The 21782-nt window shown below is 37.3% G+C and carries 27 protein-coding genes and 1 pseudogene; 4 read left to right on the top strand and 24 right to left on the bottom strand.

Annotation, left to right across the window (positions count from 1 at the left end; translation table 11 throughout):
* Nucleotides 1–138: 138 nt before the first annotated feature.
* The 3 genes from ACFO6W_RS18745 (at nt 139) to ACFO6W_RS18735 (ending at nt 3272) form a co-directional block, all read left to right on the top strand.
* Entirely contained in the window at nt 139–1416 is a 1278-nt protein-coding gene (locus ACFO6W_RS18745; protein ID WP_379999234.1) for a site-specific integrase, read from the top strand.
* A 64-nt stretch (nt 1417–1480) separates the two neighbouring features.
* On the top strand, nt 1481–2374 hold the full coding sequence (locus tag ACFO6W_RS18740) for a tyrosine-type recombinase/integrase (RefSeq protein WP_379999232.1): 894 nt from the start codon (nt 1481–1483) through the stop codon (nt 2372–2374).
* Nucleotides 2361–3272, top strand: a complete 912-nt coding sequence (locus ACFO6W_RS18735; protein WP_379999230.1) for a tyrosine-type recombinase/integrase — start codon at nt 2361–2363, stop codon at nt 3270–3272. The genes ACFO6W_RS18740 and ACFO6W_RS18735 overlap by 14 nt, the downstream gene beginning before the upstream one ends.
* Before the next feature lie 67 nt (nt 3273–3339).
* Here the strand turns inward: ACFO6W_RS18735 and ACFO6W_RS18730 are convergent, their stop codons facing one another.
* The 16 genes and pseudogenes from ACFO6W_RS18730 to ACFO6W_RS18655 form a co-directional block, all read right to left on the bottom strand.
* Nucleotides 3340–4368 carry a tyrosine-type recombinase/integrase gene (locus tag ACFO6W_RS18730; RefSeq protein WP_379999228.1) on the bottom strand — a complete coding sequence of 343 codons (1029 nt, stop codon included), beginning with the start codon at nt 4366–4368 and terminating at the stop codon, nt 3340–3342.
* The gene (locus ACFO6W_RS18725; RefSeq protein ID WP_379999226.1) at nt 4361–5728 is read right to left on the bottom strand and encodes a tyrosine-type recombinase/integrase; all 1368 of its coding nucleotides are present in this window, start codon (nt 5726–5728) and stop codon (nt 4361–4363) included. Before ACFO6W_RS18725 ends, ACFO6W_RS18730 begins: the two co-directional genes overlap by 8 nt.
* Entirely contained in the window at nt 5721–6968 is a 1248-nt protein-coding gene (locus tag ACFO6W_RS18720; protein WP_379999224.1) for a tyrosine-type recombinase/integrase, read from the bottom strand. The genes ACFO6W_RS18725 and ACFO6W_RS18720 overlap by 8 nt, the downstream gene beginning before the upstream one ends.
* A 533-nt stretch (nt 6969–7501) precedes the next feature.
* Complete coding sequence (locus ACFO6W_RS18715; RefSeq protein WP_379999222.1) at nt 7502–7783, bottom strand: hypothetical protein; 282 nt, start codon at nt 7781–7783, stop codon at nt 7502–7504.
* Nucleotides 7784–8088: 305 nt separating this feature from the next.
* Entirely contained in the window at nt 8089–9402 is a 1314-nt protein-coding gene (locus tag ACFO6W_RS18710; protein ID WP_379999220.1) for an ATP-binding protein, read from the bottom strand.
* 183 nt (nt 9403–9585) lie between these two features.
* Nucleotides 9586–10368 carry a hypothetical protein gene (locus ACFO6W_RS18705; RefSeq protein WP_379999218.1) on the bottom strand — a complete coding sequence of 261 codons (783 nt, stop codon included), beginning with the start codon at nt 10366–10368 and terminating at the stop codon, nt 9586–9588.
* Nucleotides 10369–10381: 13 nt separating this feature from the next.
* Complete coding sequence (locus tag ACFO6W_RS18700; RefSeq protein ID WP_379999216.1) at nt 10382–11437, bottom strand: DUF4121 family protein; 1056 nt, start codon at nt 11435–11437, stop codon at nt 10382–10384.
* A 15-nt stretch (nt 11438–11452) separates the two neighbouring features.
* Nucleotides 11453–12136: a radical SAM protein gene (locus ACFO6W_RS18695; RefSeq protein WP_379999214.1), complete on the bottom strand. Its 684-nt coding sequence runs from the start codon at nt 12134–12136 to the stop codon at nt 11453–11455.
* 92 nt (nt 12137–12228) lie between these two features.
* The gene (locus ACFO6W_RS18690; protein WP_379999212.1) at nt 12229–13308 is read right to left on the bottom strand and encodes a hypothetical protein; all 1080 of its coding nucleotides are present in this window, start codon (nt 13306–13308) and stop codon (nt 12229–12231) included.
* A gap of 24 nt (nt 13309–13332) precedes the next feature.
* Nucleotides 13333–13803 carry a hypothetical protein gene (locus ACFO6W_RS18685; protein ID WP_379999210.1) on the bottom strand — a complete coding sequence of 157 codons (471 nt, stop codon included), beginning with the start codon at nt 13801–13803 and terminating at the stop codon, nt 13333–13335.
* Between the two features lie 15 nt (nt 13804–13818).
* Nucleotides 13819–14784 carry a hypothetical protein gene (locus tag ACFO6W_RS18680; RefSeq protein ID WP_379999208.1) on the bottom strand — a complete coding sequence of 322 codons (966 nt, stop codon included), beginning with the start codon at nt 14782–14784 and terminating at the stop codon, nt 13819–13821.
* A 75-nt stretch (nt 14785–14859) separates the two neighbouring features.
* On the bottom strand, nt 14860–15255 hold the full coding sequence (locus ACFO6W_RS18675; protein ID WP_379999206.1) for a hypothetical protein: 396 nt from the start codon (nt 15253–15255) through the stop codon (nt 14860–14862).
* Between the two features lie 23 nt (nt 15256–15278).
* Nucleotides 15279–15566, bottom strand: a pseudogene (locus tag ACFO6W_RS18670) (DUF4326 domain-containing protein); the annotation flags it as partial.
* Entirely contained in the window at nt 15559–15717 is a 159-nt protein-coding gene (locus ACFO6W_RS18665; protein ID WP_379999204.1) for a hypothetical protein, read from the bottom strand. The pseudogene ACFO6W_RS18670 and the gene ACFO6W_RS18665, both read right to left, overlap by 8 nt.
* A gap of 18 nt (nt 15718–15735) precedes the next feature.
* A complete protein-coding gene (locus ACFO6W_RS18660; protein ID WP_379999202.1) occupies nt 15736–16209 on the bottom strand; it encodes a hypothetical protein in 474 nt (157 codons plus the stop codon).
* An 11-nt stretch (nt 16210–16220) separates the two neighbouring features.
* The gene (locus ACFO6W_RS18655) at nt 16221–16460 is read right to left on the bottom strand and encodes a hypothetical protein (RefSeq protein ID WP_379999200.1); all 240 of its coding nucleotides are present in this window, start codon (nt 16458–16460) and stop codon (nt 16221–16223) included.
* 262 nt (nt 16461–16722) lie between these two features.
* Here ACFO6W_RS18655 and ACFO6W_RS18650 point away from each other — a divergent pair, with 262 nt between their 5' ends.
* Nucleotides 16723–16986, top strand: a complete 264-nt coding sequence (locus tag ACFO6W_RS18650; protein ID WP_379999198.1) for an HU family DNA-binding protein — start codon at nt 16723–16725, stop codon at nt 16984–16986.
* A gap of 90 nt (nt 16987–17076) precedes the next feature.
* Here the strand turns inward: ACFO6W_RS18650 and ACFO6W_RS18645 are convergent, their stop codons facing one another.
* The 8 genes from ACFO6W_RS18645 to ACFO6W_RS18610 all read right to left on the bottom strand — a co-directional run bounded on the left by ACFO6W_RS18645 (nt 17077) and on the right by ACFO6W_RS18610 (nt 20939).
* On the bottom strand, nt 17077–17295 hold the full coding sequence (locus tag ACFO6W_RS18645) for a hypothetical protein (RefSeq protein ID WP_379999196.1): 219 nt from the start codon (nt 17293–17295) through the stop codon (nt 17077–17079).
* A gap of 33 nt (nt 17296–17328) precedes the next feature.
* Nucleotides 17329–17880, bottom strand: coding sequence for a hypothetical protein (locus tag ACFO6W_RS18640; protein WP_379999194.1), 552 nt, complete (start codon nt 17878–17880; stop codon nt 17329–17331).
* An 88-nt stretch (nt 17881–17968) separates the two neighbouring features.
* Entirely contained in the window at nt 17969–18679 is a 711-nt protein-coding gene (locus ACFO6W_RS18635) for a hypothetical protein (protein WP_379999192.1), read from the bottom strand.
* A 99-nt stretch (nt 18680–18778) separates the two neighbouring features.
* On the bottom strand, nt 18779–18925 hold the full coding sequence (locus ACFO6W_RS18630; protein ID WP_379999190.1) for a hypothetical protein: 147 nt from the start codon (nt 18923–18925) through the stop codon (nt 18779–18781).
* Entirely contained in the window at nt 18913–19209 is a 297-nt protein-coding gene (locus ACFO6W_RS18625; protein ID WP_379999188.1) for a hypothetical protein, read from the bottom strand. Before ACFO6W_RS18625 ends, ACFO6W_RS18630 begins: the two co-directional genes overlap by 13 nt.
* Before the next feature lie 45 nt (nt 19210–19254).
* Nucleotides 19255–20223: an SLOG family protein gene (locus ACFO6W_RS18620; RefSeq protein WP_379999187.1), complete on the bottom strand. Its 969-nt coding sequence runs from the start codon at nt 20221–20223 to the stop codon at nt 19255–19257.
* 16 nt (nt 20224–20239) lie between these two features.
* Complete coding sequence (locus ACFO6W_RS18615; protein ID WP_379999184.1) at nt 20240–20674, bottom strand: DUF3873 family protein; 435 nt, start codon at nt 20672–20674, stop codon at nt 20240–20242.
* Nucleotides 20667–20939, bottom strand: coding sequence for a hypothetical protein (locus ACFO6W_RS18610; RefSeq protein ID WP_379999182.1), 273 nt, complete (start codon nt 20937–20939; stop codon nt 20667–20669). Before ACFO6W_RS18610 ends, ACFO6W_RS18615 begins: the two co-directional genes overlap by 8 nt.
* Nucleotides 20940–21782: the final 843 nt, after the last annotated feature.

Here is a 21782-nt window from a genome sequence, read left to right as displayed (position 1 = left end):
AAAAACGAAGCCTTAACTATTAGGTAAACATATACATAATGTAAAGAAGCGGTTGGAATCTCTTATATTCCAGCCGCTTCTGATTTCAAATCTTTACATAATTATTTATACTTTAGTTATACTTAAAAACAAATAGTTATGTATAAGAAAAACAAACAGATCACAGAGGTTATCGATGAATATCGATATGAGTTAATTGACAGAGATTACAACAAAGGGACTATTCAGACATATTCGAAGATATGTAGGACTATTCGAAAATGGTGGGACGAAAAAGGTCTCGAAGAGTTCAACGAGGTAAATGCGTTCCGGTTTTGTGATGAATTCATAGGAACACGTTATTTAAGCGTCTCTTTAACATCCGACCAAAAGCGTACACTTCGTGTTATTAGAATGATTTTATCTGTATATAGAGGTGATGATTTTGAGAATATATCTCCTTCAGAAAAAAAATCTTTTAAAACAAAGTTGGGAGAAGTATTTGAAAAGTACATTGAATGGTGTGCGTTAAGTTTGAAACTATCATCCAATACATTGGAAACCCATACACGAGTCGCCTTAAAGTACGATTCATATTTGTGGGAAAGAGGGCTTCATCTCGAAGACGCATCAACTCCGATTTTTGAAGATTTCATTACTGCCGAATCAAAATCCAATCGAATAAGATATAAAGCTGTTTTGCGAAACATTTACCGCTTTCTGCATAACTCTCAAATTACAAAAGGAGATTTGTCGATGTTTATTCTTAGAGAGCCACAGACATCACAAGGTTCAAAATTAACAACAACTTATACTGAAGAAGAGGTTCGAAATCTGATTTCATCAGTAGACAGAAGCACATCCTCTGGGAAGAGGGATTATCTCATCTTACTTTTAGCTTCAGAATATGGGATGAGGGCATCGGATATCCGGAGCTTAAGTTTGAAGCATATCAACTGGGAATCCAATACAATATCCTTCAACCAACAAAAGACTGAGGTTCCAATATCTTACCCTCTTATTCCATCCATAGGTAATGCAATTATTGACTATCTGAAATATGGCCGGCCTCCAGGAGGAGACGATGTGATCGTTGTACGACATGATAGTAAACGTAAAGGTCATCAAGTCACATCCAGTGGAATTTACTCCATCGTAGAATCAGCTTTTAAGGCAGCCAACATTCCTAACTGGAGAGAGAAGAAACATGGTCCTCACTCCCTGCGACATAGCTTTGCTTCAAATCTGTTAAAACGCGGTGCTGGATACTACATTATCAGTATGGCAATGGGGCATAGTCATACGAATACGACTCGAACATATTTGAATATCGATATCGAGCGCTTACGAAAATGTAGCCTACAAATCCCGGTTATTCACAGTGTACATTACGCAAATATTGGAAAGGAGGTGATAAATGATCAGGCCTATTCTTAATTCGGTTTTCTCCACGCATATATCTCTTTTTCTGGACTATAGAGAAAAGAGCGGCATAAAATATATGTACGCAGAATTTTATCATCTTAAAAAACTTGATGATTTTTTTATTCAAGAAGGGATCACTGAGATTTCATTCTCCAGGGATCAAGCTATCAAATGGAGACAACGGCTTGAAGGTGAAACCGAAAAAACGCAGTATTATAGAGTCAATACAACAAAAAGATTCTTTGAATATCTTTTTATTCAGGGTTTCCCGGTGTTCCAGCTAAGAGACACTAAATGTCCCAAAACAGATTTTATTCCTCATATTTATACGGATGAAGAAATTGAGAAATATTTCCTGGCATTGGACAACTATGTGTCGGTACAAAATCGGAGACATAATATTCAATTATCCGTATTGTTCAGAATCATGTTCTGTTGTGGAACTCGAATGACGGAAACGATAACTATTCACAAGAAAGACATCGATTTAGATGAGGGTATTATAAAATTATCCGAAACAAAAAACTCGAAGGAACGCTATGTGGTTATGTCCAGTAGCTTATTGGATCTTATGAGATCATTTGCTGATAAAACATTTTACGACTTATCTGATGACGATTACATATTCAGATCTCTTTACCGTAGACATATTTCAGCGTCCATTATTGCTGAAATACACCATAAAGTCCTCCAACATGCAGACATACCTAACTGTGGGAGCGGACGATACGGAAAGCGGGTTCACGATTGGCGTCACACTTTTGCCGTAAGATCTTTCAAACAACTAATTGATTCTGGAATGGATATGTATGTTGCTCTCCCAATTATGTCTGCTTATTTAGGACATAACAATATCTATTCTACAGAGCGCTATTTACGCTTAACTATCAGCTTGTATCCATACCTTACAGAGAAACTTGAAAAGAGTCTTGATGAAATATTTGAAAAGAACGACTATGAAAAGAACTGACTTTGCTAGCGCCCTTCACCGGTACTTTCGTGATTATTTGATAAATGAACGTGGATGTTCGCAGCGCACAATAGAAACCTATCGCTATGCTTTTATCCAATTTATTGACTTTATGGAAAATAGCCAGAGAATAAGGCCAGAGAAAATAGAACTCAAACATATTACCCACAAAAATATTCAATCTTTTTTACTTTGGTTGGAGTACGAGAGAAAAGTATCTCCGGCTACTCGCAACCAACGACTTGCTGCGTTTAAGTGCTTCGCCACCTTTTTGAAATATGATCTTCCAGAATGTATTGATGATGTAATACAAATTCAGAACATCAGGATGAAGAAATCTCTTACAAAAGAAATCACCTATGTTAAGCCGGAAGGGATAAAAATGTTGCTATCTCAGATTGATCGAACTACTCAAGGCGGAAAAAGAGATTTTGCTATGTTCACATTGCTGTATGCTACCGGAATAAGGGTGAGTGAACTAATTAAGATAAGAGGGAGGGATGTTTCAATGAGCGCACCAAAACATATAGTTATTCATGGTAAAGGGAATAAGATAAGGCATGTGCCTATAGTGCAACAACTGTCATCTGTGCTAGGAGATTATTTGAAAGAAACCGGTTCTATGCTTCCTCAAAATCTTGACAAGCCCATTTTCGTAAATCACTCGGATGAAATGTTTACCCGGCAAGGTATTAATCATCTCCTGTCTAAATATGTGAAAATGGCGCGAAAAGTGGATTCATCGCTTATACCAGATAGTTGTAGCCCACATAAAATCCGACACTCTACAGCAATGGCCATGGTAGAAAATGGAACGGATTTAATCATTATTCGGGATTTTCTGGGGCACTCCAGCGTTCAAACCACGAATCCTAAACTCAAACAAATCCTAAATTAAAATATGATAATTCTTTAAATCAATAGATTATCCATAGAAAGTTTAGGATTTATAATATACATTGTCTTTATTCGAGACTAAATATGGTTCTAAGATTATCTTCATTCCATTCCTCCCTCATTGTATTTTCGGTATTTTCATCTTCAAGGTTTTTCAGGGCATTAGTAATCTGGGATATACTGATGTCAAGATATCTTGCCGTAGTCATATAATCTTCATGTCCCAGCATTTTAGATATGACGGGAAGGGTGATGCCATCCTCCAGCCAATGAGAGGCTCGGGCATGGCGAAGCTGGTGTGAATGAAGGCCGAGAGGTACTTCGTTACATTCTTTATTAGCCAACATTGCGTATTTTTTTAATCTGTAATTTACAGCTTCTTCGGTCATCTTTTCATCGCGTCCCTTTTCCCTTGAGAAAAAGAGATAATCATTCGTTGATTCATTTCCGTTGAAGAACCTTTTTATATAAATCTTCAGATTGGCTATAAGTCTTGGGAGTAAGACCAAAGTCCGGGCTTTACGTCCTTTACCAATGACAACAACATAACCTTCAGAACTACTTAAATGAAGATCGGATACTTTTATTGACAGAGCTTCATCTATACGTGCTGCTGTTCCATACAGGAATGAGATAAGTGTAAAGTCCCGACATCCAATCTTGTTTCTTGTATTAATGCTATCCATCAGTGCTTTTATAGCATTCTTACTCATTCCTGTGACCTTTGTTTTAATTTCCTTTCTTCTGGGTATTTGTTGGGCTTCATAGTATAGATCCTTGTATTGTTTCTCTATTCTGGAAAGATATTTAAGAAACGACCTGATTATGGATAATCTTATGTTGCACGTTTGTGGTGTACATTTTCGATGAGTCTTTAGCCATTTTAACCAATCTGAGATTACGGTTTCCGAAAAGCATTTTTCTGTTAAAAAATTATTCCCGTTGTATCCAAGCTCTTCATAAATGAAGTCCATATAAATATCCATAGTCAATTTATAGTTCTTAACTGTAGACGAACTTTTTACGTTTATTGATTCAGCCATCCATCCTCTGTAGAAACGGGCTATTTTTGAGGCTTCTTTTCTACTCTTATTCATATTCTTCATCATAATCTAATTCTTGTACAATGTTATTGTATGATTCTTCGCAAAAATCCTGAAGAATCTTCCCAAAAGAGGGTACGTACGAATAATAATATAACGTATTTACTATAGAGTCATGTCCCATGCTACGGCTTAACGCCAGAAACTGATCAGACACAAAACAGTCCGCGTGCTCTTTTGTTATCCATCTATTCATATTTTTAATAGCATAACCATGTCTAAAATCATATGGTATGGCGTAAACTTTATTGTAGCGATACCACATTTGATTAAAATTATCATTTAACCAGTGATTGCTAAACGGTTTATCATGGATATTGGGGAAAAAGATGGTTCTACCCGGCATGATGTTTTCTATTGCCACATCATATTGTATAAGAAGTTCACGCATAGAATCGTGTAAGACTATAATGTGCTCGCTGTAAGTTTTTGAGATTACAATATTTACTACACCTGTTTCGAGGTTAACGTCACATCTTCTCAGCTCTCTGGCTTCGCAGGTTCTCAGACCACTGCTATAAAGAAGTCTGAAAATTACTGGTACCACAATTCTTCTTATCCTTTCAAATTTCCTAATCTTGTATTTAGATCCTATATTATCGCAAGCCTTGAAGAATTTGCAAAGTTCTTCTTCTGTAAATTCATGAGGAACTCTGTGGCTTGTTTTCTCATTAGGCAAATATGGAGGGTTTTCGAAGTCTATGTAATTTCTTTTTCTCAAAAAGTCAAGAAATGTACAAATCAAACTTATTCTGGTGTTTCGTGAACTTGGCAGTTCATTTTCTCTTTTTGCACACCATGTATCTGTCATATGTTGCGTCAGATGACTTTCTTTATAATTCCTATTACAGGCATTAGCAAATGTCGTAAGATTTTTAAGTGCTGATTTGGATACCTTTAGACCGGAAGCTTTTCTGTACTCAACATATATCCTATATAATTCGTTTCTTGATGGTTTTGTAAATGGTTGTTTACCCAAAGTTTCGTAAGGAATATCCTTTTCCCAGCATGGAATATTCTTCTGAAGTTCAGAGTCTTGTTTCTCCTTAGGCAAAAATTGCGGGAACTCCGGTATTTCAATATTAAAATATCCGGATGTCTTAAGATAGTACAGAAAAGAACGTATAAGATATATCCGTTTATTATAAGAACTCGCTTTTTCCGTTCCTCTTTTCTTACACCATTCATTTATCATTTGTAATGAGAGGTACTCCTCTTTATAATTTTTATTGCAGAAATTGATAAAATTAAAGAGGTTACACAATGCACTGTATGTATTTTTCCTTCCTGTTAACCTTCTGAATTCAACGAAGCTATCGTACATTTGATTTCTGGATAAATTGTTTTTATTCATTGAAAAAGTCCTTTCCTGTTTGATAGTTTGCAATACTAAGAGCACAAGCCTTTAATCTTGTCAAATCAGTTTCAACATATGCATTCAATGATTCCGGGCTTTTGTGTCCTAATACTTTTGATATGACAGGTGCAGGGACACCACCATTAAGTAAACCTGTAGCAAAATAGTGTCGTAATAAATGTAATCCTTTTCTGCCTCCATCTACTCTGACACCTGCTATTCTAAAAAATTTCTGAGCCAATAGTCTGATTGCCTGAGGCGTTATAGGCCTCGTGTCTTTATCGCTGGTTAGGAAGATGAATCTATTTTTATGCTTTGGCCTCTCGTTCGTAATGTAATCGTATATCGCATTCGATACGCAAGGAAGTATCGTCAGTTTTAATTCTTCTCCGTTTTTTTTCTGTACAATATGCAATTCATTATATTCTCTGTTAATATCGTTAATGGACAGTGATGCTATATCACACCCTCTCAAACCTGTGTACATCGTAATTATGACAATTGCCCGGTCTCGTTTCGATGTCAATCCCTTTTTGTTGTCATCAAACAATAAAGTCTTTATTTTTTCTATCTCCGATTCTTCTAAGGCCGGATAGATTTTCTTTATTTTTTTCTTTTGTGGGAAAAAAGAAACCAGACGGCTGAAATCTATATTTTGAACAGTGTCCGCCAATATTTTTATGGACGACCTTATCATTTGCAGATAGTCCGCTCCTCTTAATTCCTTCTCTCCATCATAGAAATAGCCTAAGACAACATCTTCCGTCACGATATCCAATGATGTGATATTATTGACTTGCAAGTGATAGAAGAAACCAGCCAAAATATGTTGCCGGGAATATACAGTACTTTTAACATAACCTTTTTCTCTTATTTTAGAAAGATATGAGTCTATAAGATTATGATAATACATATTCAGCATAGAGTATTTGTCTTTCTTAAACAAAGGTCTGCTATGTTCATGATAACGTGGAAACTGGTCAAGCTCTTCAAAATCTGCTATCCTTTTGATCTTGGTACGTTTTTCCTTTAATGTGGATGCGGCCAGATTAGTTTCACGAACCAAATAATCGTAAACTTCTTCGTAGGATTTGATCTCCGATGTAGATTTTTCTAACTTGAAAATCAGATCAATTACAGCCTGATAATCCCGAACCGTACTTTTTGAATAATGTAACTCTTCTGCTAAATGCCGAATGAAAAGAGGATATGACCTCTTTAATTTTTTGATATTCATGTTAATCGATATTTATATGTTTATCATACAAATATGATAAAATCCTAAATACATTACTCATAACATGTTGATATCTTGTCTTTTTTGTCTTGGGTTTAGGATTTGTTTGAGTTTAGGATTCGTTGTCTAATCCGAAATTTCGTATTAGACAACAGAGATATATGCAAAGCTATCAGCTTCTCGTAGAATAGAAGCGATTGAGGCAGCCAGTAAAGAAATAGTTCCACCGGAAGATGCTCTTTGGGTAAATAACACATCTCTTAAAGAATGGTTAAAGTCTATCACGAACCCCCAAATTATGTAAAGATTTGAAATCAGAAGCGGCTGGAATATAAGAGATTCCAACCGCTTCTTTACATTATGTATATGTTTACCTAATTATTACCATTTTCTACCTGAGAATTAGCATCCTTTGAAAATTCGGTAAATAATCCGCTTAGTTCTTCTACAAGTTGTTCCATTTTTATTTTATTTATATATGTTCTTAATCGGGAACGAAGATACTATTTTATCGGCAAAAGTATGATAGGTTTTTATTTGTGCAAATAAATATTCCGGACTTTTTCAATCATAAAGGCTTCAATTTCTTTGGCTGAAATCATGTATTTAGGTTTTAGCCGGTAAAAAGAAGAATCATTCTTAAACCTGTCCGGGTTGGCTAACATTCCCAATAAATTTTTACTCTTCAAACTGTGGCCCGAATACTTGAGGGCATTATCAATAATAGATTTGACTTCGTGCGGCTGCTTCGTATTTAGAATACAATAAAGATCGTAATAATCAAGGAAAACAGTCCGGCGCATCATTGTTTCCATTTTTAAAGAAGCAATGGTATCAATATCAGCCAGTACCAGATTATTTAAGTAATGAATAGTTTTTATAACCGGGCTTTTTTTTCAGGAGCATAGAATGGCAGCTTTACACCTCCATCAATATAATACTCCACATGGTTAAACTCCAAAATATTTATTGAGTCAATAGTATACTTAACTTTCAACTCTTTTTGGATCTGAGATATATTAATATCCATTTTTTCAAGCTCTCCAATCCATACTTACAATTATTAATCTTATCCATATTATCCCTCTCTTTATACACTGTTTATACTCTGTATATTTGATTAATTCTTTTTTTCAAGATATCCTGCCAACTCATTGATAGCATATAACGGAAGGTTAGTTAACCATATTTCTTCCCTGAAATCCGACATGGAGGTACGTATTGCTATTTTGGGTTTATTCTTTTCCACAAAAGCACGCAAGCTTTTTGCCTGAAGGTTTTCAGCTGCTTTTACTTCTATCGGAACTAGCTCGTTCTTATATTGTATCAGTAAATCTATTTCACTATCCGATTTATCTGACGACCAATAGAATATTGAAATATCCCGGTCGGTCACTAACTGCTGTAGAACATACTGTTCGGTCAAAGCTCCTTTAAACTCGGTAAAAATAAGGTTTCCATCAAGTAAGGTTTTCACATCAAGGTTTGCCATTGCCCCTAACAGTCCGATATCAAGCAGATACAGTTTGAAAGCCCCCATATCTTCATAGGCTTTCAAGGGTAAAGCAGGCTTAGATATTCTATTGACCTTATGTATTAAACCGCAGTCCAACAGCCAGGACAAGGCCAATTCAAATTCTTTGGCTCTGGCTCCTTGTTTTATCAAGCCGTATATGAATTTACGGTTTTCTTTCGATAGTTGAGCAGGAACAGAATTCCAGACCATGCGGATACGTGGAACCACATCTGTGGGAGCATGCTTAGAAAAGTCTTGCTCGTATGAATCGAGTATTTGTTGTTGGATCTGCCGTACTTCGCTAAAATCCTGATTCGAAGCAAAATTAGCAACAACTTCGGGCATACCTCCCACATAGTAGAATTGCTTTAACAGTTCTATATACTTTGTTTTGAAGGTGTTTATCATTTCCCATTGTTGCTTCTTAATTAAATCATCCAAATCATGTTCGCCCAATGCTTCTAAAAATTCAGTAAAGCTAAGCGGATATAAATCTAAAAATTCAACTTTACCAACCGGAAATGATGTATTCCCATGTAATGCAATACCGAGTAAAGAACCTGCTGCTACAATATGGTATTCAGGAGCATTTTCTCGAAAATACTTCAACGAAGTTAACGCTCTTTCTGCTTCCTGTATCTCATCAAATATTATCAGTGTTTTGTTCGGTTCAGGTTTTATCCCTGTTGCGATCTGAATAGCCAGCAGGATACGTGGTATATCAAAATCATTTAGAAACAATGTTTTTAGCTGCTGATTGTCCTCAAAATTTATGTAGGCGAAATTCTCATATTCGGTTTTGGCAAATTCCTTCATCAACCACGTTTTACCAACTTGGCGAGCTCCTCTTATGATAAGAGGTTTTCGTGTATTTTTTTGTTTCCATTTCTGTAAGAAACTTAATGCTGTTCTTCTCATACAGTTATTTTTTAGCCAATTACATTTTTGCCCTATGACTTTATGTGCAAATATACATTTTTACCCTATAACTTTACGCATACAAATACATATTTTATATGCTGGGTCATTGGGGGAGAGTTATATTTATATTCTTTAAGTACATATAGAAATTGAAGATTACACACTATTTAGAGCGTTCTGTCAGTAGTTATATTGCCAGATGGTATATGAACTGCCTTTACCGTCCCTGTAAGCAATACACTTTTCCTGATATTCACTCCATACTGAATGCTGTTTATCAAAGAATGACAGGAAGTTGTCCGAAAAAAACCGCGTTATTATTAAATACAGCAGGTTTTTATCGCCTATATTATCCGGATCAATATAAATAACATACCGGTCTTTTTTATCTTCGATCTGTATAAAGAGGATGTCCGTGCCGTACAGTCGGATTTTATCCGGTTCGGTATCGAAAAAGTCCATGATATCCGGAATTTTATGCTCCTGCATATAGTTATATAAGCCAATATGATGCCCGGCTTCTTCCATGCTTAATACCTCAAGATTCTTCTTGTATTTAATATAATTAAGGATGGTATCAAGAGATAACCCGGTATCTTTTTGAGCAAAATAATATTTTTCTTTGTAACAAGCGTAAAGAGGTAATATTCCGAATGCGGATTCTTCTCCGTCCAGATAGAAGAACTTTAATTCTTTACTTAGAAAATGACGACGGATTTTTGATTCATTGATCCGTATATAAAATTCTTCTTCACTGATTTCGGTGAAATTTGTCTGGCAGGAAGCAATATACACTTCCCGCCTTTTTTCAAATTCTTCTACGCTGACTGCAATTAACCCCGGCAATCCCATTTTTATTTTGTAGGGATCGAGTTTGAGTGCCGTATGGTTTATATATTTGTCATTACTCATTTTGGCTACGATACAGCCATTAAAATTGTCTTTGTCGATTACATATAACATAAGAATCAGGTATTTAATTATAAAATGTATATAAAGTGATTATGTGTTTGACATCATCTATTTCTATTTTTACAGGGTGACCCGGCTTCGCACGGAAAGTTGTTCTTGGCAAGTCAAGAGATTTCCACTTATCTATTGGGATTTTTACATTCTGTTCAAAATAACACCAAAGTTCAAAGCTGTTCGGCCAGTAGACAGTATATAGTTTTCCATGGAATAAAGCCATATACTCATCCAGTTCCTGTTGCGTCCTGAATGCAATTCCGTTACCATAGTAGAGATATTCGGGTTTTGTGGTTGTTACATCTTTAGACAGGTGTATTTTTCGCCAGTCTTTGGTTGTATAATCATCGTAAACGGGATCAGGTTCTGTGTATTCCCAGACACTTACTTCAGCTTTGAAACTGACCGCACCGTTACCCCTTGCGCCACATGCCCCCCAATCTTTAAAGAATTTTTCTTCTTTACCGACATATTTCAGGGCTTTAGGAGGAACACTAAGCCAGGCTCCTCCGCTGGTCGAACAACTGATACCGTTTTTTGTAGGATGCGGGAATATGAAGGGTATATATGGCCGTTCACAGACAGAGAAACCATCTTCATATAGCTTTTCCAGATGGGCACAAGGATAATAGTCCCCATGTTTGGTAGTCAGACGTATCATATCTCCGTTTCGGGGTTGTTTATCCGATCTGGAACTTTCAATCATTCGTACATAAGCATTTGCCATATCGACATCCGATTGCCTGATTCCGTGATCGTAATGGTAGCTGCCGTTTAGTTTTATCAGTGTATGTTCTGTATATTTCTGTCCTTGCGGTTTTATACGGACATAGTTCTTTCTTCTTTTCGGATACGGTTTTCTGTGGCTATGGGGATATTCTCCACGCCAAAGGTCATCCAGATAGGAGCGGTGCCTGAGTGCTTTTACTTCCGGCAAATCCGTTTTTCTCAAGACTTCGGTTTTAGGAAAATCCTTATCGCAATTATAACACTGGAAGTCAAATTCTTTCTGATTCGATTTATACAACGGACGTCCGCACCAGGGACAAAATCTTTTTGTTTTCATATATTTTTTTATTGTTTAGTTTGATTTCAAACAGGTAATAAAGCCTTTACTGTGACAGAGGATATGTTTATCCTGATTGCTATAACTCAGGTCTCCTGCTGCTATAAGGTAGCCTAAGGCGTTCAGGTAAACATCTCCGTATACCCTGTTGCCATCAAGCCCTATCGTGCTTATAGGAACCTGATAACCGGACCTGCTTCTGCCTTGTTTTATCAATGGTACTCCTTCCCTGTTAGAGTCTGGATAGCGGTTAGAGAAGAATGGGTATGCGGAAAGTTTCTGGTGAACCTCATTGTGATATGTATTGTCATGAAACCGGTCATTACTCATTTCCAGCATGCAATCGAGTTGTTCGGGGCGGGATTCTTCTCGCTGGTAAGCATAGAGCTTCGAACAAACGTCTATAAATTCATCTGACATAGAGGTTTGGGAACCGTTGGTAACGATATGGAAACTGCCAACAGGTATTTTCCTGCGTTTAAGACTGCTCCATACAAACCTGATAGCTTCAACATTCATAGAAGGTTCGCCTCCTGTCAGATTCAGGTAGCCGATATTTTGGGTATGACTCAGTATATTGGTTATGTATTCGGGCTTGATATCCGTATTACGGGCTTTTCCATGCATGCAATGGGAACATTTCATATTGCACCGGCGGGTGATCTCTATGGAAAGCCTTTCTATTTCCAGTTTTTTCATTATATCTTATCTATAAAAGGAGAAGGCAGCACCTTTTATACGGTACTGCCTGTTCTATCCTGTATTCTTAACCGGGTTATTTACTGACGATGTTATTTCTTTTTTGAACTGTTTTCCGCCAGATCATATTCATAGGCATACCATGAAGCATAATTTGCATCCGGGTCGGGAGAGATTGCTATGTATTCATACCAGAGGGCATCACACAACAGGTGTTGTTTGGCAATCCGAGCGATTCGGTATATTTCACCCATAAAGTCAAATGAGTGGATGACTTCTGTTTTAATTGCAGGGTGAGTCACTTTTTTGATCCAATTTAATCCTTCGATAATATTATCCGGATCAATCAATACATAGCGGTGTGACCACCAGTTGATTGTATCATCATAGGATGTATCTTTCGGCATCTTTGCATCCAGCCAGTCACAAAAGCCGTCTTTGGTAGTATTCGGATATTTATCTTTAATCTTAGTCCACTCCCTTTTGCAAAGTTCTTCCAGTGATGGGAACCAATCGGGATGCCTGACCGGATTATTGGAATCCCGGAGCACTTCATTCCAGTCTTTATCACAGCAGATAAACTCAACTGACGGATTTACCGGGTAAGCGGGTTCACAATACCCATATGGGGCATCGGACAAGTAATACCATAAATAATGTCCGTAAGTGTATCTGCCCAGCCATATTGATTTCTTATTGTTGGGTTCAGATTGCCAGACTTCCAGACAGTTTCCTGTATCTGTATGATGCAATCTTACCTTCATTCCTGTTATCGGGATATCAGTACAGGGATATACTTCCAAATCTTCATTAAATATTTCGGTATATTCTTTTCCCTGTTTCGTATAAAAATAGATACCTTGTCCGTTCACCTGATACAGATACAGGATACCACCTGCTTCCGTGCAGAACATCTCCCCTACCCCCAGCTCAGCGATCAGGCATCTGTTTCTCTGCCTTAGATCCGGTTCGGTTACGATTATGTTTTTTTGCATCCAGACCATAAGGCTGCCTACCTGCTCTAAAGGCAGGTATTGCAATCCGTATTGGCGGAGGCACTCTCTTGTGCTGTTCTCATTTATTCCATACAGGTAAAGGCATTTAGGAGTCTTTCGATAGCCGGTACAGTAGATATCAACCTTGTTACCCTTATAGCTTATTTGTATTCTCATTGTATGTTGCTTTAGAGGTTTCCGTTATTTTATCATCGTTCCGTCTTTACCGATCCCAACTTCATGGTGGATAACACCGGACGAGGGTTTCAGTGCGTTGAATATGCTTTCATCCCGGTTATCGACTGCCATGCTTTTAATCAAGTCATCGGAGATTTCTTTGGTGAGTTCCTGTAAAACGGTCATATTACGGCGGAGGCATTTCTTATCCATGTAATGATGGAACCTGCCCAAGCCGTAACTCCACATCATGAATTCTCCTGATTTGGTCCAGATACTTACATTTAATATCGGAATCCGTTGTCCGGTATTCCTATACTCTATGATTTCATCCTGAAAATAAAGGGTTGCTTTGATAAGCCTGTTATCGTCCAGATGTATAGTCTTGGACAGGTTCTTGTCTCCACGCTGACGATAATCCTGAATATCGAATTGAAAGCCGTTTGAACAACTGCTTTTTATCTTCTTTATCGATGCGATTGATATGCTTGCCATATTGGTAGATTTTAATTAGTTGTAAATAAGTTTGATTTCTTTTCCCCATGCGGAAGACATGAGTCCATATACCTCGTTGATACAGTAACCGTTGCCGCACCGGGGCTCATCGACACAGATTTCACAGCGGTCATATTCTGTTTTGCGGGTAAACTCGACCGGGATATACAGGTCACGCAGCAGCTCCATTTCCATCAGAGAGCCTCCGCCATTCCAGCTGTTGAACATGCCGCAGTTATTGCCCTTGGGAATAATGATGGTTTTATACTCCCCGAAATTGTTTTGATAGAGGTCTGTCAATGGCATTAATCCCATAAAGGTGAGCAGGCAGTAACAGCATTGGTTTAGCATTTCGTCTGCCAAATCTTCATAACGCACAGCTTCATTGCCGTTACGTTTTGGTTTATTTGGCCATTTACCTATGGTATTAATGCCTTTCTGATTGAATACCTGCTTTACTTTTGCCGGATTCAGGCACAGTATATCGACCATATCCTTGAAATACTCATCGTAATAATAGGTATTGTTCATATCGTAGTTATGGGGGAAGCAGTCGTAATTGGTAAACAGGGTTGCCCTGCCGCGTATTTTACTCCGTCCCAGCATTTCTTTATAGGGTTCACTGGTGTCCCGGTCTTCTATAATTTCGAGAATTTTATTTTTATTATCATCCATATCCAGCCAGTCCTCGATATAGGGATGCAGGGACTCGTACTGGTCAGCGACCATGATTTTATTCTGTAAATTCTCCAGTACATATTCACTGCCTTCGCGCCGGGCATCGGATTCCCAGTGGTTATCGTACAGGGCTTCATCACTTTTTGCATCCAGACATTTCTGGATAAGTTCTCCGCTATTATCATAATTTTCCCTGTAATCGGTATAAATAAGGCTATATTCCTCGTCCATTATATCGGTGAATGCCTGCCGGATGGCTGTCGATATTTCGGGGCTGATCGCTGTTATTGATGCATATTCCATAATGGTATGTATATAAATGCAAAAAGCCCGGACTTTATCAGCCCGGACTTTTCGTGGTTTTATTTATATTTTGTATTAACTGTTATCTTCTTCATAGTTTGACGCGAAGAATTTACGCTGGCAATCGGGACACATACCTGTTTTTACGGTCTCCCGTTGTTCATTATTCAGATAAGGAAAACAATCCTGTACCAACGCACCTCCTGCTTCATACTTATCGTAATCACATTCGAGCAGGTATACCCAGGTAATTTTCTCTCCTTTTGAACAGCTCCGGCATTTAAACCCGAACTTATTCTTCTCCTTTTCTATTTTCTCCCGTTGGTCTGATACCAGTGCCAGTTGATTTTTCCAGTCTATGTGTACGGGAAAATAGTTTTCATTCTTGCTTAGGAATTCAGATAATTCAGCGGTAGCTATTTCCTGTACATCGAATGTAGTACGGCCTCTTTTGTATTTTTTTGTTTCCATTATCTTTTCTGTTATTAAATTGAATCCAGATATTCCTTGATAATATCGCCGTGACAGGGATTGGGTTTGCAGAAACAACCTAAAGTCATTCCTTTGAGTGCTTTGATGCGTTCTTTGAACTGTGGATCAGTTTGCAGCCTGTTATAAAAGTATTCTCTAAACTTTTCAAGTGTTGAACCTCTTGCTTCTCCCTGATTGAGCCGGATGGGATTACCAAAATAGCCGTCCTGCCCCTTGCCTGCCCGACCGATATAGACATCGTAAGCTTCTTTACGGATGTTTACTACCCGTGTTGCCTGTTGCTTAGTCATTTTCAATCGTTGTATCGGCTACTGCCATTAATACTTCTGTTACTACCGAACGGTAAGCAGCCTTGATCTCATTACGCCCCCAACCTGTTTTTTCTTCCAGCTTTTCTTCGAAAGCTTCGTCTATCGCTTTTAATAATTCAGATGTTTTCATTGCTATTTATTTTTAAGTTTAATATTTCGTATTGGCTTTATCGTACATCGTAAAGATCCAGTGGTGTACGCCTTCTTTCATTTCGGTTTTCATATAGCGGTAATACCGGGTAAGAAACTCACAGATTGGCTTATCTGCGATAACTGTGATATAGTCTGCATCCGAGAAAGCTGCAACTTCGATATTTATGTCCTCAAAATGGGAACTCAGTGCCCTGCTGAATATTCCTTTTAACTCCTGTACATCGATCTTTGAGAATTCGACAGGTTTTAATACCGGATAGGGTTGAGTTTGCGATGCCGATGAATTGTTATACTTAGCAAATCGTTCGATACAATCTATTGCTTCTTGTGACATCTTCTTATCGTAATAAGTAATATCCCGGTTATAACCGATATGAGCCACCGTTTTATAATCGCTACACTCTTCCTGATTACGGTCGGCAATAGTTATTCCGTTGCCCATGCTACAGAACATTAAACTTTCTTTCATTTCAGGTAATATTAATAGATTAGTAAATAGATGACATAGAAAAAGATACCGATTTGGATAAGCAGCAAGATCAGCTTGACAAAGAACTTCCATATTCTCCAGGTAAGGATAATCCCTAAGAATATATACAGCGTGGCTTGGGATATGGTATCAAAGAACTGAACCACTGTATAGATTAAAAATGCCAGTAATGATATCTTGATGAGTATCACCCCTAGTTTATAATACTTATTCTCTCTTATATTATTCATAAGGCTTTCATTTTAAATTTCAGCGGCAAGAAGTTGGTGCGTTCCGGATATACAAGGTTTTTTGAATGAAATACACCCGAAGGGTGGAGATTTCTTCAAAAACCCGTCAGGGCGTGACCTTGTAGCATCCGAAAAGAACGCATCATAGCTTCGCCGGATGAAATAAAATGAAAGCTTTGTTTTATTTTAATTCTCTTTGAAAGAGTATGTTCAGTTTGGTAAAATTCCATTACTTTTGCAGTTAATTTTAAATTAGAGAATTATGACAAAAGCAGATGTAGTGAGTGAGATTGTAAAGAATACAGGCATAGATAAAGCAACTGTATTAAAAACGGTTGAATCGTTTATGGAAGTAGTGAAGGATTCCCTTGGCAAAAATGAAAATGTGTACTTAAGAGGGTTCGGTAGTTTTATTGTAAAAACAAGAGCTCAAAAAACAGCCCGGAATATTTCAAAAAACACTACGATTATTATCCCGGCTCATAATATTCCTGCTTTCAAAGTATCAAAAGCTTTCAAGATATAAGATAGAACTTTTGCCTTATTATAGAAAAAGCAAATAGAGGACATATCGAGTATGTGAACTTCTATTTGCTTTCATTTTATTATTTACAGGTCAAACTTTTTGAGTAAATGCATCGATAGCTTCGGTATATAGTTTTAAAGAGAGTGCTTCCAGTTCTGCCTTTGCTTCTTCAGGGGTCAGGTCTGTAATGCAGGATTCTTCGCCATCTACCAGTAACTGTAGGTTAGAATGCCTCAGGACATCATCACGTGTATAATAATTGGGAAGGTTTTCTTCGATAAAATCCCAGAACTCATTTGTCATTTCCATGTCCTTTCACCTTTTTGTAATCATCAATCAATTTTATTCTTTTTCAGATTTTTTATCTGAGGATGGAATATTCAGGATATCAGCAGGTATATTGGTATTAAATATCTGATTCCCCTCCTCTTTAAGTTTTTTGATACGATTTCCCAGCATATTCCGGGAGGAAGGTGTCGATAGCATAACAGTAATAGAGACTTTCTTGTTACCTTTCGTTGTGAACCATGTGTATTGCATTTCTGTTTTGCTTTTCCCGAATACAATATTATTCGCCTCTAGTTTTTTTACGGATTTCTTAAACTCGCGTTCTACAATGTCTACATTAACCAATTGTCCGATAAAAAGTTCAAGATCCATATCCAGATCAAAGTCGTATTCGGTTTTAACTGCGGGTAAGCTTTTGGTATATTCTTCGGCTTCTTTCAGGAGCTTTTCTCGCCCTTTTACAACATGAATATCTATACATCCGCCTTTACCGGTATCTGAACATTCTGCCGTAAGGATATCATTGACATAAAGTTTTGCAGAGAAAGCATTCGTTTCATCTGTCAGTGCATAAAAATGTTTGATGTTCTTTAATTCAATTTTCATTTTTTTCTTCTTTAAGGGTTATTAAAAAACAAAAGACTCACAGTAACCTTGGGCTTCTGTAAGTCTTCTTTTATAAGCTAATTAAAGTCTATATATCACGGGCCCGAATCCAGTGGCCACGTTTTGCCGTTTCGGTAAGAACGTTCCAGAATTGTATGCATTTGGAACGGAATGCTGAATGATCTTCGTCGTTTTTGAAACTCTTAGCTGACAAGCCTGTTATCTCTTCCAGAATACTAACGGATGCCGAATTGAACCAGCGGTCGATAAGTTCAACCGGTGTATTTGATTTATTATATTCCAGATAACCCGTATTTCGCCGGCATTTTTTGCAGAAAACAGTATTATCAAAATTATCATAGAACTCAATAAACTTGTTATCCGCATTGGCATCTACCCATGCCAGTTTTTGAAGGTTAGTCCCGCCACAGAAATAGCAGTGTTTGACAGGTGATACATCATCAAGATAATTCTGAAGTTGCAGCCATTTAATGATTGCATAAAGACTTTCTATTGACAGACAATGTATAAAATCAGCTGAGTCAAAACCTCTTTCTACGTGTATATACTTAAATTTAAGACGTTCTTTTTCTAAATAGATATCGGTTATTATAATCTTTCCCTCCTTTCCAAAATTGGTATATATAAACTTTTCATAGAGTGTATCTACATCATTATCTAACAAGTGTCCTTTATCCGAATAATAAGTGCTAATATATTTTTTGTTGTCGATTAAAACCGACAGTAGCATATCTGTCAGATACTGCCGGATACGGTCTAGTTCTGCTTTAACTATCATAAGTAATTGTTTACCATTTTAGTTAATCCGGTATTGCTGACAAAAATGGTCGACAACTCCAGGAATATATTTCTTGTAATATGGCTGGTTTTCCATACATCATTTTTTTACCTGATCTCTTGTTTCAAGTTTGTCATGACAGCTTTGTCCTGTCATAATCATATCGAATACAGGTTGAAGTTCATCAACAAAGGCCTGCACTGTCCAGCCTTCCCATATATGCTTCGAATAATCTATTGCTTCCATTTCCGATTGTTTTTAGCGATTTTCTTATTCGTTTTATGTGTGGGATAAGAAGGACTTAGTCCTAATTCTGCTCCTATACGATCTTCCAACTGGTCTTTCAGCCGTCTTTTTCGCTTTAATAGCGACTGGCTTTTCTGAAGTGTCAGTAAATCGTCAATCAGGGTCAGTTCTTTTTGTATTTCCTCTGCTGAGGTAATACCATCATTTTTAAAAACTTTCACCCATAAGAGCAAATCCTGGATCGGAATGTTCGCAAACCCGGGAGTCAGTATATGTTTACTCATGTTTAGATGATTATATTTGTTTTATATTTTTTCTATGGAATAATATCAGAGCTTGGATAATTGCTCCATATAGCTTTTAAAATATTCATCGTATTTCTTTTGATAAACTTCTGCATATTTTCCAGGATTGTTTTTATCGCAGAACTCATCAGGAAGCATTTTAAATACATCCGTCAATTCCTTTTCTGCCAGTTGGCTGGCTAATTTCCTGATGGTATTTTGTTTTGATTCTGCTATTATATCATCGGCATTGGTTAATATGGAAGTTTTTAATGAATCGCATTTAAAATACTCTATTGTCGCCTGTCCTTCATTTTCTCTCAGGCTTACCCGGGTATTGGCTTCCAGCAGATACTCAAAAGAGTCATAAGCAATAAGAGGATGATCTTCGAGGTCATACACATCCTGAAAATGAAGTAAGCGAATGGATTCGACGGCTTGCTCATAAGATATGGCTTTAACATTGAATAATGACCTGCCCCACCCTTTCAGTAATTCATCCTGATAGAAATGATGATATTCCATTTCCCTGTTAAACAGGTTAAAAACTTCGAGACCTTTACGGAGTGCATTTTTCACCGTGTAGTATGTACCTCCTTTAGGAACATTATCATAATAGGCTATCAATTGGGTGGAATTATCGACCAGGTAATCGTTCCTTCTCAGAAAGCAACCGTCATAATACTTTTCACTCAGGTATATCTCATAGTCGGCTGCCGACAGAATTGCATTATAACGCAGCTTGTCTTCCGGATTCATCCTGTCGGATTGTCCCGCAAAAGGAATAATACAATGAAGTTCAATATCCGGATAATGTTCTTTTATTTTCAGTACCTCTTCTGCTGCAATCAGATCCAGTCCTTCTGCCATTCCTGTAAGAAAGACTTTATAGCCCTTGAGATAGAAATAAATGACTGCAGCTGTAATAAGACCGGATAACTCTTGTTTTTCGATCCGGATACGATTCATCCGGTGTCCTGTAAAGGCGATTGTTTTTAATTTGTTGTTGTTCATAATTATAGTTTATTAATTATCTTTTTTTCTTACTGAATTGTAGATGATAAGCTTTCAGCATTAATTCGTAAGCTTCGGTGTTATTCATTCTTCCTGATTGATTATCCGAATCCAATAAGCTAAATTCTCCGAAGAATTGATTACGGTGGATGCTCTGTATTTGAGCGGTGTTAGTCTCTATCAACAGGACATACCCTTTAATATTGGGATTAAAAATGAGATAGCTTTTTGTAGATTGGATACCATAAACAATTCGTCCGGAATCAGGCTGGCAGCAGTTCTCCAACCATAGATCCCTCGACTTGCGACAGTCTTCCAATGTTTGCTTTATACACTTGAAACAGGCACCATTGGTATGCAGGTAATTATACATAATATATACGACTGAACGCTTTACCTTTTTAATGGATTCTTTTCCTGCTCGTGGCATGTTACTTTGTTGCTTATTCATGATATACCGGAATATTAGCTTTGTAAAGAGTATTCAGGTTCCCCAAAATACTATCAGACGTTCTTTTACCCATATTATGAAAGGCTACAGAACGGGGTATTTCGAAAGTAAAGTCAAATTCGGCCAGAGTCCTTTTGCCGTCTTCGATGTGGACATCCATGCATTCGGTGCCAGAGGTTACATTGACCCGGTATCCGTAATAAGGAAAAACACCTCCCATATAATCTTTATGGGTTATCTTTTTTAATAATCTCTTATAATTCATAAGCGTGTGATTTTTTTTCGAGGGTGGAACATGCCCGGGTACTGTTCCTGCAAGATTTTTAGCGGAAATACACCCTTCAGGGTGGAGATTTCCGCTAAAACCTGAATAGGGTATCTTGCGGGAACAAAAAGGGGACGGGCGAACTTATCCGAAGAAAAAGAAGCTCACGCATGCAGCAATTTGTAAGGCATTTATCTATATCTTGAATTAAGGATCAACATATTAACAAATGGTAAATACAGTCTATGATTTGACTTTTTTAATCTGAAAGAAAGATACGGGAAGATTATCAACGAAAAGTAGTACACCGTTGATTGTATAAATTATGCGTGTTACTTCTCGGATGTATGTATTGCATGAAGAAAATAGCAGAATAAAAATTGCCTATACTATATAATCGAAAAGCCGGATTACTGTTTTTTATAAATAGCGGACATTAATTTAAGCAGGTAAAAATAATTTGGGCGGAACATGCCCTGTCAGGATAGGAAGATATCTATCGATATGATATAGATAATATTTGGAACAACAAACGCGCAAAAGTTGGCCGGCCGGATTCTCGAAGTTACGAAGAAACAGCTTTCTAAATTTCCGGAATCGGGAACGATTAAGGCTAATCTTACCGGACGAAAATACTTGTACCAATATTTACTGTAAAACAATTTATAGTTTCAATAATTGTTTGGCTTCAATAGTCAAGTGTTTGACTGTAGATTGGATCCTGATAAGATAAATAAGAATGTACATGAAGAAAGCTGGTTATTGATCAACAACCAGCTTTCTTGGTAAGCGTCTCCGCGATGACGTCTTGATTCGCTTTTTGTAACCCTGTACATTTGCAAA

Origin of the sequence: Dysgonomonas termitidis, from assembly GCF_042654545.1 — a bacterium.
GTDB classification, from domain to species: domain Bacteria; phylum Bacteroidota; class Bacteroidia; order Bacteroidales; family Dysgonomonadaceae; genus Dysgonomonas; species Dysgonomonas termitidis.
This window is presented reverse-complemented; position numbering and strand designations above follow the sequence as displayed.